Source organism: Enterobacter sp. BIDMC 29, from assembly GCF_019378755.1.
GTDB lineage: Bacteria > Pseudomonadota > Gammaproteobacteria > Enterobacterales > Enterobacteriaceae > Enterobacter > Enterobacter ludwigii.
This window is the reverse complement of the sequence record NZ_CP080000.1, coordinates 3,374,307-3,392,682: the sequence shown is the minus strand read 5'-3', so window position 1 is coordinate 3,392,682 and position 18,376 is coordinate 3,374,307. Positions and strand designations below refer to the sequence as shown.

At 53.3% G+C, this 18,376-nt stretch carries 16 protein-coding genes and 2 tRNA genes; 13 read left to right on the top strand and 5 right to left on the bottom strand.

The genetic code is table 11. From position 1 onward, the window contains the following. Window positions 1–20: 20 nt before the first annotated feature. From pmrB to dacB, 3 genes are read right to left on the bottom strand one after another with little or no spacing between them, the layout of a single operon-like run. Complete coding sequence (gene pmrB / locus JTA15_RS14950) at window positions 21–1,064, bottom strand: two-component system sensor histidine kinase PmrB (RefSeq protein ID WP_014171796.1); 1,044 nt, start codon at window positions 1,062–1,064, stop codon at window positions 21–23. Next, window positions 1,061–1,723, bottom strand: a complete 663-nt coding sequence (gene pmrA / locus JTA15_RS14945) for a two-component system response regulator PmrA (RefSeq protein WP_014171795.1) — start codon at window positions 1,721–1,723, stop codon at window positions 1,061–1,063. The genes pmrB and pmrA overlap by 4 nt, the downstream gene beginning before the upstream one ends. 2 nt (window positions 1,724–1,725) lie before the next feature. After that, entirely contained in the window at window positions 1,726–3,159 is a 1,434-nt protein-coding gene (dacB, locus tag JTA15_RS14940) for a serine-type D-Ala-D-Ala carboxypeptidase (protein ID WP_219372457.1), read from the bottom strand. Window positions 3,160–3,386: 227 nt separating this feature from the next. On the opposite strand from dacB, the gene greA reads away from it, so the two are divergent. Further along, window positions 3,387–3,863 (top strand): transcription elongation factor GreA, encoded by a 477-nt coding sequence (greA, locus tag JTA15_RS14935; RefSeq protein WP_014171793.1) that lies wholly within the window; start codon window positions 3,387–3,389, stop codon window positions 3,861–3,863. A 151-nt stretch (window positions 3,864–4,014) separates the two neighbouring features. Here the strand turns inward: greA and yhbY are convergent, their stop codons facing one another. After that, entirely contained in the window at window positions 4,015–4,308 is a 294-nt protein-coding gene (yhbY, locus tag JTA15_RS14930; protein WP_003861814.1) for a ribosome assembly RNA-binding protein YhbY, read from the bottom strand. 127 nt (window positions 4,309–4,435) lie between these two features. On the opposite strand from yhbY, the gene rlmE reads away from it, so the two are divergent. The 6 genes from rlmE (at window position 4,436) to JTA15_RS14900 (ending at window position 10,028) form a co-directional block, all read left to right on the top strand. Further along, the gene (gene rlmE, locus JTA15_RS14925; protein ID WP_014171792.1) at window positions 4,436–5,062 is read left to right on the top strand and encodes a 23S rRNA (uridine(2552)-2'-O)-methyltransferase RlmE; all 627 of its coding nucleotides are present in this window, start codon (window positions 4,436–4,438) and stop codon (window positions 5,060–5,062) included. Window positions 5,063–5,164: 102 nt separating this feature from the next. Continuing rightward, entirely contained in the window at window positions 5,165–7,099 is a 1,935-nt protein-coding gene (gene ftsH / locus JTA15_RS14920; protein WP_025202925.1) for an ATP-dependent zinc metalloprotease FtsH, read from the top strand. Between the two features lie 98 nt (window positions 7,100–7,197). Beyond that, the gene (gene folP, locus JTA15_RS14915) at window positions 7,198–8,046 is read left to right on the top strand and encodes a dihydropteroate synthase (protein WP_020883535.1); all 849 of its coding nucleotides are present in this window, start codon (window positions 7,198–7,200) and stop codon (window positions 8,044–8,046) included. After that, window positions 8,039–9,376, top strand: coding sequence for a phosphoglucosamine mutase (glmM, locus tag JTA15_RS14910; RefSeq protein ID WP_014171789.1), 1,338 nt, complete (start codon window positions 8,039–8,041; stop codon window positions 9,374–9,376). The genes folP and glmM overlap by 8 nt, the downstream gene beginning before the upstream one ends. 223 nt (window positions 9,377–9,599) lie before the next feature. Continuing rightward, entirely contained in the window at window positions 9,600–9,932 is a 333-nt protein-coding gene (secG, locus tag JTA15_RS14905) for a preprotein translocase subunit SecG (RefSeq protein WP_020883537.1), read from the top strand. Window positions 9,933–9,941: 9 nt separating this feature from the next. Continuing rightward, window positions 9,942–10,028, top strand: a tRNA-Leu gene (locus JTA15_RS14900). A 165-nt stretch (window positions 10,029–10,193) separates the two neighbouring features. Here the strand turns inward: JTA15_RS14900 and argG are convergent. Beyond that, entirely contained in the window at window positions 10,194–11,540 is a 1,347-nt protein-coding gene (gene argG / locus JTA15_RS14895) for an argininosuccinate synthase (protein WP_020883538.1), read from the bottom strand. Between the two features lie 287 nt (window positions 11,541–11,827). Between argG and JTA15_RS14890 the strand changes: the two genes are divergently transcribed. The 6 genes from JTA15_RS14890 (at window position 11,828) to truB (ending at window position 18,250) form a co-directional block, all read left to right on the top strand. Next, a tRNA-Met gene (locus JTA15_RS14890) sits at window positions 11,828–11,904 on the top strand. A 207-nt stretch (window positions 11,905–12,111) separates the two neighbouring features. Next, window positions 12,112–12,564: a ribosome maturation factor RimP gene (gene rimP / locus JTA15_RS14885; RefSeq protein ID WP_014833432.1), complete on the top strand. Its 453-nt coding sequence runs from the start codon at window positions 12,112–12,114 to the stop codon at window positions 12,562–12,564. A gap of 28 nt (window positions 12,565–12,592) precedes the next feature. Beyond that, window positions 12,593–14,095 carry a transcription termination factor NusA gene (nusA, locus tag JTA15_RS14880; RefSeq protein ID WP_014171785.1) on the top strand — a complete coding sequence of 501 codons (1,503 nt, stop codon included), beginning with the start codon at window positions 12,593–12,595 and terminating at the stop codon, window positions 14,093–14,095. A gap of 24 nt (window positions 14,096–14,119) precedes the next feature. Next, window positions 14,120–16,807 carry a translation initiation factor IF-2 gene (infB, locus tag JTA15_RS14875; protein WP_014171784.1) on the top strand — a complete coding sequence of 896 codons (2,688 nt, stop codon included), beginning with the start codon at window positions 14,120–14,122 and terminating at the stop codon, window positions 16,805–16,807. 88 nt (window positions 16,808–16,895) lie between these two features. Beyond that, on the top strand, window positions 16,896–17,300 hold the full coding sequence (rbfA, locus tag JTA15_RS14870) for a 30S ribosome-binding factor RbfA (RefSeq protein WP_014171783.1): 405 nt from the start codon (window positions 16,896–16,898) through the stop codon (window positions 17,298–17,300). Beyond that, entirely contained in the window at window positions 17,300–18,250 is a 951-nt protein-coding gene (gene truB, locus JTA15_RS14865; protein WP_014171782.1) for a tRNA pseudouridine(55) synthase TruB, read from the top strand. Before rbfA ends, truB begins: the two co-directional genes overlap by 1 nt. The last annotated feature ends 126 nt before the right edge of the window (window positions 18,251–18,376 follow it).

The following is an 18,376-nucleotide window of genomic DNA, read 5'->3' as shown; positions in this document are numbered from 1 at the left end:
GCCCCCGGAAGGGGGCTTTTTTATTGCAGGCTGGACGGCAACCAGCAGCTGGCGATTAAGCCGCCCTCAGCACCATTCTCCAGCGTCAGCTTGCCGTGGTGGAGCTGCACGATACGTTGCACAATGCTCAGCCCCAGGCCGCTGCCACCGTAGCGCTGGTCAAGACGACGGAACGGTTCAGTAATCGACTGGCGGTGCGCTTCATCTATTCCCGGCCCCTGATCGATAACGCTGACCTGTGTCCCCCCGTCAACGTCGGCCAGAGTCACGCGAATCGTTGTGCCTGACGGACTGTAGCGCCCGGCGTTCTCAAGCAGATTGCGCAGCATCAAACGCAGAAGTACCGCATCACCCTGCACCGTGAGCGGGCTTTTGTCCGGCCATATCACCGTATGCTCTTTGGCTTCATGTCCAAGACCGAGCGGCATGATGATATCGTCTGTCCAGTTGACGGTTTCATAGTGACCGCTCGCCATCGCCTGTCCGGCACGGGACAACATCAGCAGTTGCTCAACCGTGTGCATCAGCTGATCGATACGGGTAATTAACGTTGTGGCCTGTGGAGAGCCAGACTGTGCCATCAGTTCCAGATGCAGTCTGATCCCCGCAAGCGGCGTTCGCAGCTCGTGAGCGGCGTCCGCGGTGAAGAGACGTTCCTGTTGAATGGTGTGATCCAAACGGGCGAGGAGCTGGTTGAGCGAGGTTGTGACGGCACCAATTTCTTCCATGTCGGAATAGACAGGGAGCGGGGTTAAGTTATCCGCCGAGCGGTTCGCCAGGCTGACGCGCAGTTGATTCAGCGGCCGGGTTATCCAGGTGACCGCCCAGAATGAGAAGCACAGCGTAAAACCGACCATCACCAGAGAGGGGACCAGCAGCGAGGCAATCGCTTCACGGATCTCTTTCTCGACATGATTATTGCGCGATTTCGCCGAGAGCGTTTCGTTGACCAGAAAACCAATCTGTTCACGGCTTTCATGCCAGAGCCAGATCACGCTTATCAGCTGGAAAAATAACAGAATGACCGCCAGCAGAACCATTAATCGCCGACGCATGCTGTTCATTTCTGGCTCTCCAGACGGTAGCCTACGCCACGGACAGTTTTAATCCGGTCTTTACCCAGTTTGCGACGCAGATTGTGAATATGCACTTCGAGGGTATTTGAGCCCGGATCGTCCTGCCAGGAATAAATGTCCTGCTGCAGGGTTTCGCGGTGTACCGTTTGTCCGCTGCGCATAATCAGGCGCGTCAGCAGCGCAAACTCTTTAGGGGTTACTTCAACCGGCAGGGACTGGCAGAGCACCTGCTGGGTTTGCAGATTCAGCGTAATATCGCCGTCAGTCAGTAGGTTATCGCTGTGTCCCTGATAACGACGAATCAACGCCCGTACCCGCGCCTGAAGCTCCGCAAGGGCAAACGGTTTCACCAGGTAATCATCAGCGCCAGAATCGAGGCCGTTGATACGATCTTCGATGGCATCCCGTGCCGTCAGGATCAATACCGGATTGGCGATACCCCGGCGGCGCCACTGGCTTAGCTGCGTAGCGCCGTCTTTATCCGGTAAGCCTAAATCGAGGATCACCAGACTGTATTCGCCGCTCTGGATCAGGGCATCCGCCTCAGCCGCCGTGGCGGCGCAGTCGAGGGCATATCCTTCATTGGCCAGCGCCAGAGCCAGCCCTTCCTGCAATAACAGATCGTCTTCAACTATGAGTAGTTTCATCGCTAGTTATTCTGGTAGATGTCCTTATAAAGCCTGCTTTCGAAGCGAACCAGTGGAATACGACGATTACGCTGGTCGGTCGGTTCGACGGCATAGCCGGAAAGATACTGCACGAATGCCATGCGTTGCCCGCTGGCGGTAGTGATGAAGCCTGCAAGGTTATAAACCCCCTGCAGTGAACCTGTCTTGGCTGAAACTTTTCCGTCCACCCCGGCCGCATGAAGGCCGGCACGGTACTGAAGCGAACCGTCATGCCCGGCAAGTGGCAGCATCGAAATAAAGTTTAGCTCAGTGTCATGTTGTGCAATGTACTGAAGTACTTGCATCATCGTTGCCGGGGAGATCAAATTATGCCGCGATAACCCGGAGCCATCGACGGCAATGGTGTTGCCAAGATCGATCCCCGCCTGTTGGCGCAGGATCTGACGTACGGCGTCGGAACCCGCACGCCAGGTTCCTGGCACGCCGAAACGCGCGTGACCAATCATGCGGAACACCGTGTCAGCAATCATGTTGTCAGACTTTTTCAGCATAATCCGTAGCAAATCGTGCAGCGGCGCAGATTGTTTGCTGGCGATGACCGTACCGGGTTGATTAACCTGCGTCTGGCGCAGCAGGGTACCGGAATAGGTTATTCCCGCCTGCTTCAGTTCATCCTTGAGAATGGCACCCGCATAGCTTGCGCCATCCTGTATCGCAAAGGCCAGCGGCAATGGGTCGGCGCGCTGTGTCAGGCACCCGGTCAGCGTGAAGCGGTTAAGATCGCCTGGCACCACGTCCAGCTCGCAATACTGCGCATCCGGGGAGCCTTTTGCGAGGGTACGAACCTGGCTGAACATCGTCACCGGGTAGTAAGACGCCACGCGAATAAACGCTAAGTCATCAGGTTTTGGCGCGCTGTAAAGTGAAATGGAGAAGCAGTTACGATCCACAATCGCGGCGGCTGGCGGAGCGCTAAAGCACTGCGTCATGTCGTTCCACGGCCATCCTGGCGCTTTATCGTGGCTGGCAAAAATAGAGGTGTCGATTAACACATTGCCATCAATCTTCTGCACGCCAGATTTTTTCAGCGACGCGACCATGTTGCGGATATCCTGGCGTTTAAACGTAGGATCTCCCCCGAAACGGGCGATAAGATCGCCTTTCAGTTCGCCACCCTCGATGTTGCCTTTAGTCTCGAGCGTGGTGGTAAAACGGAAGTCAGGTCCAAGCTGAAGCAGGGCGGCGAGTGCGGTGATCACCTTCTGGGTACTGGCAGGCAGCGCCATCTGTTGACTGTGATAGTCAATCTCTGGCGACTGCGCCCCGACCTTCTGCACCATCAAGGCAAGGTTGGCACCTGCGGGTAGCTGATTAATGTACTCATCAACATTCGCGGCCTGAACGCTGAACGCTAAACTGGTAGTCAATCCGATGATAAATCTGGAAAATCGCATAATCTCGCGCTAACAACCCGAAAACAAACCGTCATACTACGGTGCATAGCACTGCAAAGTAAACGATGACCCATAGTGAACTTCGCGGTAAAATGCGTATCAAATTGAAAATTGTTGCTGACCTGGGGCTTCGCTCCCGGGTCGGTTTTCTTTTTGCTTCTGGCCCGCTCATGGGGGCCGGGGCAGGGAACACTGCTCCCAACAGGAATGTTTAAGAGGTATAACAAATGCAAGCTATTCCGATGACCTTACGTGGTGCCGAAAAACTGCGCGAAGAGCTGGATTTTCTGAAATCCGTTCGTCGCCCTGAAATCATCGCCGCTATCGCGGATGCGCGTGAGCATGGCGACCTGAAAGAGAATGCTGAATACCACGCGGCGCGTGAGCAGCAGGGCTTCTGTGAAGGGCGTATTAAAGATATCGAAGCAAAACTGTCCAATGCGCAGGTTATCGATATCACCAAAATGCCTAACAATGGCCGCGTCATTTTTGGTTCAACGGTTACCGTGCTGAACCTGGACAATGACGAAGAGCAGACTTATCGCATTGTGGGTGATGATGAAGCGGACTTTAAACAGAATCTGATTTCGGTGAACTCCCCGATTGCTCGCGGCCTGATTGGCAAAGAGCAGGATGATGTTGTCACTATCCGCACCCCGGGTGGCGAAGTGGAATACGAAATTATTAAGGTTGAATACCTGTAATTCGCATCTCGACTAAGATGTTGATACATTGTAAAGAAAAGAAAAAGGCCGCATAGCGGCCTTTTATCAACTCAAGGAGCGTGGCATTTTGCTCACCTGCTGACAGAAATCCCTCGTTTTACACAGAAAATGTGTTCGATTCAGGATATCCTTAGCGTGGCAGCGAGATTTTACGCTCTTTAGATGGGCGATAGAGCACCAGCGTTTTACCGATGACCTGTACATTACAGGCACCCGTTTCACGCACGATGGCTTCCACGATCAGGTTTTTAGTGTCTCGGTCTTCAGAGGCGATTTTCACCTTGATCAGCTCGTGGTGTTCCAGCGCTTGTTCAATCTCGGCAAGCACCCCTTCGGTCAAACCATTGTTGCCAAGCATGACTACAGGCTTGAGCGGATGTGCCAGACCTTTAAGGTGCTGTTTTTGTTTAGTACTCAGATTCATCGTATATTTTTGCTTACGTTGGGATTGAAAACGGTTCATTCTACCGCCATCTCCCTTATATCGCCAAATAGCTGCGTAGAAATTTACGTCACAGGCAAGTAACGATGAACCAGGACGGAAATGTTAAATGACAGGTAAAAAGCGTTCTGCCAGCTCCAGCCGCTGGCTTCAGGAACACTTTAGCGATAAATATGTTCAACAGGCACAGAAAAAGGGGTTGCGTTCCCGTGCCTGGTTTAAACTTGATGAAATACAGCAAAGTGACAAACTTTTTAAGCCGGGAATGACGGTTGTCGATCTCGGTGCAGCACCTGGCGGATGGTCCCAGTATGCGGTTACGCAGATCGGCGGAACGGGCCGAATCATCGCATGCGACCTTTTACCAATGGATCCCATCGTCGGTGTCGACTTCCTTCAGGGCGACTTTCGTGATGAATTAGTGCTGAAAGCGCTACTTGAGCGTGTAGGTGATAGTAAGGTCCAGGTTGTCATGTCAGATATGGCACCAAATATGTGTGGAACACCGGCGGTGGATATCCCCCGCGCCATGTATTTGGTGGAGCTAGCGTTAGAAATGTGTCGTGATGTACTAGCGCCTGGTGGTAGTTTTGTTGTGAAGGTGTTTCAGGGCGAAGGTTTCGAGGAGTATCTTAAGGAAATTCGCTCCCTGTTTGCGAAGGTTAAAGTTCGTAAGCCGGACTCTTCCCGGGCCCGTTCCCGAGAAGTGTATATTGTAGCGACCGGGCGAAAATGATAACCCGCGTCTTTCAGACGAAAGTTTGAATGACACGGGATATAGAGTATCCTGACGCTGTTTTTAACACAGTTGTAATATGAGGTTAATCCCTTGAGTGACATGGCGAAAAACCTAATACTCTGGCTGGTCATTGCCGTTGTGCTGATGTCAGTATTCCAGAGCTTTGGGCCCAGCGAGTCGAATGGCCGCAAGGTGGATTATTCTACCTTCCTGCAGGAGGTCAATCAGGACCAGGTTCGCGAAGCGCGTATCAACGGACGTGAGATCAACGTTACCAAGAAAGATAGTAACCGTTACACGACTTACATCCCGGTGAACGATCCTAAGCTGCTTGATAACCTTCTGACCAAAAACGTCAAGGTGGTAGGCGAGCCGCCAGAAGAACCAAGCCTGCTGGCTTCTATCTTCATCTCCTGGTTCCCGATGCTGCTTCTTATTGGCGTCTGGATCTTCTTTATGCGCCAGATGCAGGGCGGCGGTGGCAAAGGTGCCATGTCGTTCGGTAAGAGCAAGGCGCGTATGCTAACGGAAGATCAGATCAAGACCACATTTGCCGACGTTGCAGGTTGCGACGAAGCAAAAGAAGAAGTGGGCGAACTGGTTGAATACCTGCGCGAGCCGAGCCGTTTCCAGAAACTGGGCGGTAAGATCCCGAAAGGCGTTCTGATGGTGGGGCCTCCGGGTACCGGTAAAACCCTGCTGGCGAAAGCCATCGCGGGTGAAGCGAAGGTGCCGTTCTTTACTATTTCAGGTTCTGACTTCGTTGAAATGTTCGTGGGTGTTGGTGCATCTCGTGTGCGTGACATGTTCGAGCAGGCCAAGAAGGCAGCACCGTGCATTATCTTCATCGATGAAATCGACGCCGTAGGCCGCCAGCGTGGCGCAGGCCTGGGCGGTGGTCACGATGAACGTGAACAGACGCTGAACCAGATGCTGGTTGAGATGGATGGCTTCGAAGGTAACGAAGGTATTATTGTTATCGCGGCGACTAACCGTCCGGACGTTCTTGACCCTGCGCTGCTGCGTCCAGGCCGTTTCGACCGTCAGGTTGTGGTTGGTCTTCCGGATGTACGTGGTCGTGAACAGATTCTGAAAGTTCACATGCGTCGCGTACCGCTGGCACCTGATGTCGACGCGGCAATCATCGCGCGTGGTACGCCGGGCTTCTCCGGTGCTGACCTGGCAAACCTGGTCAACGAAGCTGCACTGTTCGCTGCTCGCGGTAACAAACGCGTTGTGTCGATGGTGGAGTTCGAAAAAGCGAAAGACAAAATCATGATGGGTGCGGAACGTCGCTCCATGGTGATGACGGAAGCGCAAAAAGAGTCCACGGCTTACCACGAAGCCGGTCACGCGATTATCGGTCGCCTGGTGCCGGAACACGATCCGGTGCATAAAGTGACGATTATTCCGCGCGGTCGTGCGCTGGGTGTGACGTTCTTCCTGCCGGAAGGCGATGCCATCAGCGCCAGTCGTCAGAAGCTGGAAAGTCAGATTTCAACCCTTTACGGCGGTCGTCTGGCAGAAGAGATTATTTACGGCGCGGAACATGTTTCGACCGGTGCGTCCAACGACATTAAAGTCGCGACCAACCTGGCACGTAACATGGTGACCCAATGGGGCTTCTCCGAGAAGCTGGGTCCCCTGCTGTATGCGGAAGAAGAAGGTGAAGTGTTCCTGGGCCGCTCCGTGGCGAAAGCGAAACACATGTCCGATGAAACCGCACGTATCATTGACCAGGAAGTGAAGCTGCTGATCGAGCGTAACTACAATCGCGCCCGTCAGATCCTGAACGATAACCTGGACATTCTGCATTCGATGAAAGATGCGCTCATGAAATATGAGACCATCGATGCTCCGCAGATTGACGACTTGATGGCTCGCCGCGAAGTGCGTCCGCCAGCGGGTTGGGAAGACCCAGGCGCTTCCAACAATTCTGACAACAATGGCACACCGCGTGCGCCGCGTCCGGTCGATGAACCGCGTACGCCGAACCCGGGCAACACCATGTCAGAACAGTTGGGCGACAAGTAAGTCACTGCTGTTGAAGTCTATGTTTGCACCTCAAACCCTGGAGCTTGCTCCGGGGTTTTTCTTTTCTGTAAAACCATATTGATACCAGGGATTTGACCATGAAACTATTCGCCCAGGACTCGCATCTCGATCTCTCACATCCGCATGTGATGGGTATCCTGAATGTCACGCCTGACTCCTTCTCTGACGGCGGCACGCATAACACGCTTATCGAGGCTGTGAAGCACGCAAATTTGATGATTAACGCGGGCGCCACCATCATTGACGTAGGCGGGGAATCGACGCGCCCTGGGGCGGCAGACGTTTCGGTGGAAGAAGAACTGGCGCGCGTGGTGCCTGTGGTTGAAGCTATCGCACAGCGGTTCGAGGTGTGGATCTCCGTCGATACGTCTAAACCTGAAGTGATCCGTGAAGTCGCGAGAGTGGGTGCTCACATCATCAATGATATTCGCTCGCTGACGGAGCCTGGCGCACTGGAGGCGGCCGCGGAGACCGGGCTACCGGTTTGCCTGATGCACATGCAAGGACAGCCGAAAACCATGCAGGAAGCGCCAAAGTATGACGATGTTTATGCCGACGTAAATCGATTCTTTATTGAGCATATTGCACGTTGTGAACGTGCGGGTATCGCAAAAGAGAAATTGCTGCTCGACCCGGGGTTCGGTTTCGGTAAAAATCTCTCTCACAATTATGAGCTGCTTGCGCGCTTATCGGAATTCCATCATTTCGACCTGCCATTGCTGGTTGGTATGTCGAGAAAGTCGATGATTGGTCAGTTACTGAATGTAGGGCCGAGCGAACGTCTGAGCGGAAGCCTGGCCTGCGCTGTAATTGCGGCGATGCAGGGCGCGCACATTATTCGTGTCCATGACGTTAAAGAAACAGTAGAAGCCATGCGTGTAGTGGAAGCTACACTGGCAGCGAAGGAAAACAAACGCTATGAGTAATCGTAAATATTTTGGTACCGATGGTATTCGTGGGCGCGTGGGTGATGCGCCAATCACCCCTGATTTTGTACTGAAACTGGGCTGGGCAGCGGGTAAAGTCCTTGCGCGTCATGGCTCCCGTAAAATCATCATTGGTAAAGATACCCGTATCTCCGGGTATATGCTGGAGTCAGCGCTGGAGGCCGGTCTGGCTGCCGCGGGGCTTTCCGCTTCCTTCACTGGCCCAATGCCAACGCCTGCTGTGGCATATCTGACGCGTACTTTCCGTGCTGAAGCAGGGATTGTGATTTCGGCGTCGCATAACCCGTTTTACGACAACGGCATTAAATTCTTCTCCATCGACGGCACTAAGCTGCCGGATGAAGTGGAAGAGGCGATCGAAGCGGAGATGGAAAAAGAGATCACCTGTGTCGACTCCGCCGAGCTGGGTAAAGCGAATCGCATTGTCGATGCTGCGGGTCGTTACATCGAATTCTGCAAAGGTACTTTCCCGAACGAACTGAGCCTGGCCCATCTTAAAATTGTGGTGGACTGCGCCAACGGTGCGACCTATCACATTGCGCCGAATGTTTTCCGCGAACTGGGTGCGAACGTGATTACCATCGGCTGTGAGCCTGATGGCCTGAATATTAACGAACAGGTGGGTGCGACTGACGTTCGTGCTCTGCAGGCGCGCGTTCTGGCAGAAAAAGCCGATCTGGGCATCGCACTGGATGGCGACGGCGATCGCGTGATCATGGTCGATCACGAAGGTAATAAGGTCGACGGCGACCAGATCCTCTATATCATTGCGCGTGAAGGTCTGCGTCAGGGCCAGTTGCGCGGTGGTGCAGTAGGCACGCTGATGAGCAACATGGGTCTGGAGCTGGCGCTGAAACAGCTGGGTATTCCGTTTGTCCGTGCAAAAGTGGGCGACCGCTATGTGCTGGAAAAACTGCAGGAAAAAGGCTGGCGCATCGGGGCTGAAAACTCAGGCCACGTGATCCTGCTGGATAAAACCACCACCGGAGACGGTATCGTCGCTGCGCTGCAGGTTGTTGCCGCCATGGCGCGCAACCATATGAGCCTGCACGATCTCTGCAGCGGCATGAAAATGTTCCCGCAGATCCTGGTGAATGTGCGTTTCACCGCCGGTAAAGGCGATCCGCTGGAAAATGAAAATGTGAAAGCGGTGATGGCTGACGTTGAAGCCGCCCTGGGCAACCGTGGGCGTGTTCTGCTGCGTAAATCTGGAACCGAACCGCTGATCCGCGTAATGGTGGAAGGCGAAGACGAGGCGCAGGTGAATGAATTTGCACACCGTATTGCGGATGCCGTAAAAGCTGCATAGTTTTTCACGTTAAGTGATTAAAAAGGCGGCGCTTGCCGCCTTTGTTTTGAGCAATTGATGGCTTTTTGCTGTTTTTTTCCGCAGTTGATACAATGCGTCAAAATTGCCCTTGCGAAGCACATTCGCTTTGGTTAGTATTCACACCCGCTTCAGTGGGAAACAAAAATCCTGCTAATTGGTCGAAGCATTGGTATGCGGCAAATCCGCAAGGAACAGGTTGATTATGTACGAAGCTCTTTTAGTTATTTTCCTTATTGTAGCCATCGCTCTCGTAGCGCTGATCATGCTGCAGCAAGGTAAAGGCGCTGATATGGGAGCCTCCTTCGGAGCAGGCGCTTCCGGTACGCTGTTTGGTTCAAGTGGTTCTGCGAACTTCATGACCCGCACAACGGCGATTCTGGCTACGCTGTTCTTCATCATCAGTCTGGCGCTTGGCAATATCAACAGCAACAAGACCAGCAAAGGAAGCGAGTGGGAAAATCTGAGCGCGCCAGCGAAAACTGAGCAGACTCAGCCAGCTGCACCGGCTAAGCCGACCAGCGATATCCCGCACTAAGTATTCAGTACCGAGGTGGTGGAATTGGTAGACACGCTACCTTGAGGTGGTAGTGCCCTAACGGGCTTGTGGGTTCGAGTCCCATCCTCGGTACCAATATTCCAAAAGAAAGACGTCGAAAGACGTCTTTTTTTTCGTCTGTAGATTTCGTCTGTAGAAGGGGCGTTTTCGTCGGCGGGTACGTTCGTGCCAGCGGGACCGGTTCTGTAGCGGTCGTAAAAAAGGCGCCCAGTGGGCGCCTTTTGCATTTCTGCGTAAGCCTTACTTCTTAACGCTGTGCTCCAGGTTTTCAACCTGCGGCAGGCCATTACCGGCGCTTGCGGAGAGCAGGCCATTCTCAACGTAGTTGAACAGCTTCTCACGGGTATCGGTGATGTCCAGGTTACGCATGGTCAGCTGGCCAATACGATCGTCCGGAGAGAACACGGATTCACCTTTCTCCATGGTCAGACGCTCTGCTTTATAAGTCAGGTTGTCGGACACGGTGTTCAGAATCGAGTAGTCATTCCCGCGACGCAGCTCCAGCGTCACTTCGCCGGTGATCGCGCTTGCCACCCAACGTTGCAGTGCATCACGCAGCATCAGGGCCTGTGGGTCGAACCAACGGCCCTGGTACAGCAGTTTACCGAGCTGACGACCATGAGAGTGATACTGCTCGATGGTGTCTTCGTTGTGAATACCGGTCAGGAGACGTTCATAAGCGATGTGCAGCAGCGCCATCCCAGGGGCTTCATAGATGCCACGGCTTTTTGCTTCAATAATACGGTTTTCAATTTGGTCGCTCATGCCCAGACCGTGACGGCCACCGATACGGTTAGCTTCCAGCATCAGTTCCACATCGTCAGAGAAGGTCTTGCCGTTCAGGGCAACCGGATGGCCGCGCTCGAAACGCACGGTAACTTCTTCCGCCTGGATTTTGACGTTTTCGTCCCAGAACTTCACACCCATGATCGGGTTAACGATCTTCACGCTGGAGTTCAGGAATTCCAGGTCCTTCGCTTCGTGCGTCGCACCCAGCATATTGGAATCGGTAGAGTAGGCTTTCTCAACGGACATCTTATAGTCGAAGCCACAGGCGATCATAAACTCGGACATTTCATGACGGCCGCCCAGCTCGTCGATAAAGTCGGTATCGAGCCACGGTTTATAAATCTGCAGCTCGGCGTTGGTCAGCAGGCCATAACGATAGAAACGTTCGATATCGTTTCCTTTATACGTACTGCCATCACCCCAGATGTTTACGCCATCTTCTTTCATGGCGGCAACCAGCATGGTACCGGTCACTGCACGGCCCAGCGGGGTGGTATTGAAATAGGTCAGGCCGCCGGTGGTATTATGGAAAGCACCACACTGAATAGCAGCAATACCTTCAGCGACCAGTTGCTTACGGCAGTCAATCAGGCGCGCGTTCTCTGCGCCATACTCTTTAGCGCGACGAGGGATTGCATCATAATCGTCCTCATCCGGCTGACCCAGGTTCGCAGTATATGCATACGGAACCGCTCCCTTCTGGCGCATCCACAGCAGTGCAGCGCTGGTATCCAGGCCGCCTGAAAAAGCGATGCCAATACGTTGTCCTACCGGAAGATGCTTGAGAATCGTCGTCATAAAATAAAACCCTGCTTGATTGACTGATTAAGAGACCGCTTTCGCTCTCGATGCATGTTTATGCAAAATAAGTGAGTATTCATTTAATCATCTTTTGTCGATGACCGGAAGAGACTCGTGCGTTTTTTGTAAAATTTTCCCTTTGTTTGACCTGGCGGAAACTGGCTTGACAGGTGGGGTTCACTATCAATATACTAAACGCCGATTTTACGTCCCGTCTTCGGTACCAAATCCCAGCATTATTTGCAAATTCTCTCCAAAACGCGTAGAATTTGCCACGTTTCAGGCGCGGGGTGGAGCAGCCTGGTAGCTCGTCGGGCTCATAACCCGAAGGTCGTCGGTTCAAATCCGGCCCCCGCAACCACTTTCCCATAAAGTTCTTTTTCAAATATACTGTGAAGACTTAGAGCCTTCGTAGCTGGATTTGAAAAAATTCTTTCGGAGAGTGCTCCAGGCCGCAGTTGCGGCTATAGGGTTCAGTTATCTAAAGCCCCGATTTATCGGGGTTTTTTGTTATCTGACTACAGAATAACTGGGCTTTACGCCCTTTTTTTATGTCTTGGGGGTGGGCTTGTCCACATTAGAGCAAAAATTAACAGAGATGATTACTGCACCGGTCGAAGCACTGGGCTACGAACTGGTCGGCATCGAATTCGTTCGCGGCCGTACATCGACGCTGCGCATCTATATTGATAGTGAAGATGGCATCAATGTTGATGATTGTGCTGATGTTAGCCACCAGGTGAGTGCGGTTCTTGATGTTGAAGACCCGATTACCGTTGCGTACAACCTGGAAGTTTCCTCACCCGGCCTCGATCGCCCGATGTTCACGGCCGAGCACTATGTGCGCTTTACCGGTGAAGAAGTGGCTCTCGTTCTGCGTATGGCCGTACAGAACCGCCGTAAATGGCAGGGAATTATCAAAGCCGTTGATGGTGAAATGATCACGGTTACAGTCGAAGGCAAAGATGAAGTGTTCGCGCTGAGTAATATCCAGAAGGCGAACCTGGTTCCCCACTTTTAACAGTCTGGATTGAGGTGAAAAGCCCGCGATGAACAAAGAAATTTTGGCTGTTGTTGAAGCCGTCTCCAACGAGAAATCACTGCCGCGTGAGAAGATTTTCGAAGCGCTGGAAAGTGCACTGGCTACAGCAACCAAGAAAAAATACGAACAAGAGATCGATGTTCGCGTAGAAATCGATCGTAAAAGCGGTGACTTCGATACATTCCGTCGTTGGGTAATCGTTGAAGAGGTGACCCAGCCGACGAAAGAGATCACCCTGGAAGCGGCGCGTTTTGAAGACGAAAGCCTGAACGTGGGTGACTATGTTGAAGATCAGATTGAATCTGTCACCTTCGACCGTATCACCACGCAAACCGCAAAACAGGTTATCGTCCAGAAAGTCCGTGAAGCTGAGCGTGCGCTGGTTGTCGATCAGTTCCGCGATCAGGAAGGTGAGATCATTACCGGCGTGGTGAAGAAAGTAAACCGCGACAACATCTCTCTGGAAATCAAATCTGAAGGGCTGCCAGGTAACGCTGAAGCCGTTATCCTGCGTGAAGACATGCTGCCGCGTGAAAACTTCCGCCCGGGTGACCGTATTCGTGGCGTTCTGTATGCCGTACGCCCTGAAGCGCGTGGTGCACAGCTGTTTGTGACCCGTTCCAAGCCAGAGATGCTGATTGAACTGTTCCGTATCGAAGTACCGGAAATCGGCGAAGAAGTTATCGAGATTAAAGCGGCTGCCCGCGATCCGGGTTCACGCGCGAAAATCGCAGTGAAAACCAACGACAAACGTATCGACCCGGTCGGTGCTTGCGTAGGTATGCGCGGTGCGCGTGTTCAGGCGGTTTCTACCGAACTGGGCGGCGAGCGTATCGATATCGTCCTGTGGGACGACAACCCGGCGCAATTCGTGATTAACGCAATGGCTCCGGCGGATGTGGCGTCTATCGTTGTTGACGAAGACAAACACACCATGGATATCGCTGTTGAAGCGGGCAACTTGGCGCAGGCAATCGGCCGTAACGGTCAGAACGTACGCCTGGCGTCACAGCTGAGCGGCTGGGAACTCAACGTAATGACCGTTGATGACCTGCAGGCTAAGCATCAGGCTGAAGCCCATGCGGCGATCGATACCTTCACGAAATACCTGGATATTGACGAAGATTTCGCCACTGTTCTGGTTGAAGAAGGTTTCTCTACCCTTGAAGAACTGGCCTATGTGCCAATGAAAGAGCTGCTGGAAATCGACGGTCTTGATGAAGCCACCGTTGAAGCCCTGCGTGAACGCGCTAAAAACGCACTGACCACCCTGGCACTGGCTCAGGAAGAAAGCCTTGGCGATAAGAAGCCGGCTGATGACCTGCTGAATCTGGAAGGTCTTGATCGTGCGATTGCGTTCAAGCTGGCTGCCCGTGGTGTTTGTACGCTGGAAGATCTCGCTGAGCAAGGCGTTGATGACCTGGCCGATATCGAAGGTTTAACCGACGAGAAAGCCGGCGAACTCATCATGGCCGCACGTAATATTTGCTGGTTCGGCGACGAAGCGTAATAAACTGTAGCAGGAAGGAACAGCATGACTGATGTAACTGTAAAATCGCTGGCTGCCGAGATTCAGACCTCCGTGGACCGCCTGGTACAGCAATTTGCTGATGCAGGGATCCCGAAGTCCGCTGATGACTCGGTGAACGCGCAAGAAAAACAAACCTTGTTAGCGCACCTGAACCGTGAACACGGTTCGACGCCTGACAAGCTGACGCTGCAGCGCAAAACGCGTAGCACGTTGAATATCCCTGGTACCGGTGGTAAAAGCAAATCGGTACAAATTGAAGTCCGCAAGACACGCACCTTTGTAAAACGTGATCCGCAAGAGGCAGAACGCCTTGCTGCGGAAGAGCAGGCACAGCGTGAAGCGGAAGAACAAGCTCAGCGTGAGGCAGAAGCGACTGCCAAACGTGAAGCAGAATTAAAAGCTGAACGTGAGGCCGCAGAAAAAGCGAAACGCGACGCAAGTGATAAAGTGAAGCGTGAAGCTGCGGAAAAAGACAAAGTGAGCAATCAACAGACCGACGAAATGACAAAAACCGCCCAGGCTGAAAAAGCCCGCCGTGAAAATGAAGCTGCCGAGCTGAAGCGTAAAGCGGAAGAAGAAGCCCGCCGCAAGCTTGAAGAAGAAGCTCGCCGTGTAGCTGAAGAAGCGCGCCGTATGGCTGAAGAAAACGAGAAGAACGGTGTGAACCCTGCTGAAGCGTCTGAAGACACCAGCGATTATCACGTCACCACTTCTCAGCATGCGCGCCAGGCAGAAGACGATAACGACCGTGAAGTTGAAGGTGGTCGTGGCCGTACTCGCAGCACCAAAGCTGCTCGCCCAGCCAAAAAAGGCAACAAGCACGCTGAATCTAAAGCTGACCGTGAAGAAGCACGTGCAGCGATCCGCGGTGGTAAAGGCGGCAAGCGTAAAGGTTCCGCACTGCAGCAGGGCTTCCAGAAGCCAGCTCAGGCTGTTAACCGTGACGTAGTGATTGGTGAAACCATCACCGTTGGCGATCTGGCCAACAAAATGGCGGTTAAAGGCTCTCAGGTCATCAAAGCGATGATGAAACTGGGCGCAATGGCCACCATCAACCAGGTTATCGACCAGGAAACTGCGCAACTGGTAGCCGAAGAGATGGGCCACAAAGTTATCCTGCGTCGTGAAAACGAGCTGGAAGAAGCAGTAATGAGCGACCGTGACACCGGCGCAGCGGCAGAACCGCGCGCGCCTGTAGTGACCATCATGGGTCACGTTGACCACGGTAAAACCTCTCTGCTCGACTACATTCGTTCGACGAAAGTGGCCTCCGGTGAAGCGGGTGGTATTACCCAGCACATCGGTGCGTACCACGTAGAAACCGACAACGGCATGATCACCTTCCTGGATACCCCGGGCCACGCAGCGTTTACCTCTATGCGTGCTCGTGGTGCTCAGGCAACGGATATCGTTGTACTGGTTGTTGCTGCAGATGACGGCGTGATGCCACAGACCATTGAAGCTATCCAGCACGCGAAAGCGGCGCAGGTGCCTCTGGTGGTTGCAGTGAACAAGATCGATAAGCCAGAAGCTGACATGGATCGCGTTAAAAACGAACTCTCCCAGTACGGTGTTATGCCGGAAGAGTGGGGCGGTGAAGCGCAGTTCATCCCTGTATCTGCGAAAGCCGGTACCGGTATCGACGACCTGCTGAACGCTATCCTGCTGCAGGCTGAAGTTCTGGAGCTGAAAGCGGTTCGTAAAGGTATGGCGAGCGGCGCGGTTATCGAATCCTTCCTGGATAAAGGTCGTGGTCCGGTTGCAACCGTTCTGGTTCGTGAAGGTACGCTGCATAAAGGCGATATCGTTCTGTGTGGTTTCGAATACGGTCGTGTTCGTGCGATGCGTAACGAACTGGGTCAGGAAGTTCTGGAAGCAGGTCCGTCCATTCCAGTGGAAATCCTGGGCCTGTCCGGTGTGCCGGCTGCGGGCGATGAAGTGACCGTCGTACGTGACGAGAAGAAAGCGCGTGAAGTTGCACTGTATCGTCAGGGCAAATTCCGTGAAGTTAAACTGGCTCGTCAGCAGAAATCTAAACTCGAGAACATGTTTGCGAACATGACCGAAGGCGAAGTTCACGAAGTGAACATCGTTCTGAAAGCCGACGTTCAGGGTTCTGTGGAAGCGATCTCCGACTCCTTGCTGAAACTGTCTACTGACGAAGTGAAAGTGAAGATCATCGGTTCTGGCGTAGGGGGTATCACCGAAACCGACGCCACCCTGGCTGCTGCATCCAATGCAATCCTGGTCGGCTTCAACGTACGTGCTGACGCGTCTGCACGTAAAGTGATTGATGCTGAAAGTCTGGATCTGCGTTACTACTCCGTCATCTATAACCTGATCGACGAAGTGAAAGCTGCGATGAGCGGCATGCTGTCTCCAGAGCTGAAACAGCAGATCATCGGTCTGGCTGAAGTGCGTGACGTGTTCAAATCACCGAAATTTGGTGCCATCGCGGGCTGTATGGTTACCGAAGGTATCATCAAACGTCACAACCCGATCCGCGTACTGCGTGACAACGTGGTTATCTACGAAGGCGAGCTGGAATCCCTGCGCCGCTTCAAAGATGACGTTAACGAAGTCCGTAACGGCATGGAATGTGGTATCGGCGTGAAGAACTACAACGACGTTCGCGTTGGCGACATGATCGAAGTGTTCGAGATCATCGAAATTCAGCGTACGATTGCTTAATCATTGATGCAGGCCGGGTAAGCAAAGCGCCACCCGGTAATAATTTTAAAAGGGGCTTTTTGCCCCTTTTTTGTCTGGAGAATTTATTATGGCGAAAGAATTTGGTCGCCCGCAGCGCGTAGCGCAAGAAATGCAGAAAGAGATCGCCCTCATCCTGCAACGTGAAATTAAAGATCCACGCGTGGGTGTGATGACCACCGTGTCCGGCGTGGAAATGTCCCGCGACCTGGCGTATGCCAAAGTGTTCGTGACCTTCCTGAACGATCAGGACGAAGCCGCGGTTAAAAACGGCATTAAAGCGCTGCAGGAAGCCTCTGGCTACATCCGCTCTCTGCTCGGCAAAGCGATGCGTCTGCGTATCGTGCCTGAGCTGACCTTCTTCTACGACAACTCTCTGGTTGAAGGTATGCGCATGTCTAACCTGGTGACCAGCGTGGTGAAACATGACGACGAACGTCGTGTTAACCCAACGGACGACAGCAAGGAGGACTAATGAGTCGTCCTCGTCGTCGCGGTCGCGACGTGCATGGTGTGCTGCTGCTGGATAAACCCCAGGGCGCTTCCAGCAACGACGTGCTGCAAAAAGTTAAGCGTATATTTAACGCCAACCGTGCGGGCCACACGGGCGCGCTCGATCCGCTGGCGACCGGCATGCTGCCGATCTGCCTGGGGGAAGCGACAAAGTTTTCCCAGTACCTGCTGGACTCCGATAAGCGCTATCGGGTCATCGCCCGATTAGGCCAGCGCACAGACACCTCCGATGCCGATGGTCAGGTGGTAGAAGAGCGTCCGGTGACCTTCAGCGCGGAGCAACTTGATGCTGCGCTGGAAAGTTTCCGTGGCGACACGCTGCAGGTACCGTCAATGTATTCGGCGCTGAAGTACCAGGGTAAAAAACTGTACGAATATGCACGCCAGGGCATTGACGTTCCTCGCGAACCCCGTCCGATTACCGTGTACGAACTGCTCTTTATTCGTCACGAAGGCGATGAGCTGGAGCTGGAAGTTCACTGTTCGAAAGGCACCTATATTCGTACCATCATTGACGACCTGGGTGAAAAGCTGGGTTGCGGTGCGCACGTGATTTACCTGCGTCGCCTGGCTGTCAGCACGTACCCGGTTGAGCGAATGGTGACCCTTGAACATCTGCGCGAGTTGGTTGAGCAGGCGGAAGCGCAGGAGATTGCGCCGGCCGATTTGCTCGATCCGCTGCTGATGCCAATGGACAGCCCGGCGGCCGATTTCCCGGTTGTTAATCTTCCTTTAACATCCTCCGTTTACTTTAAGAACGGAAACCCGGTTCGTACCACCAGTGCTCCTTCTGAAGGTCTGGTACGCGTGACCGAGGGGGATGAAGGTAAGTTTATCGGCATGGGTGAAATGGATGGCGAAGGGCGCGTCGCGCCGCGTCGCCTGGTCGTTGAGTATCCGGTTGAAGCCTGATAGCGATAACGGCTCGCCTTGCGATAAGCAGGGGAGACGAGTAGAATATCGCGGCTTAACGTTCGGCAAATTGTTTAACATATTGCGGGACGTATACTGGGATTGCTGAATTAGAGATCGGCATCC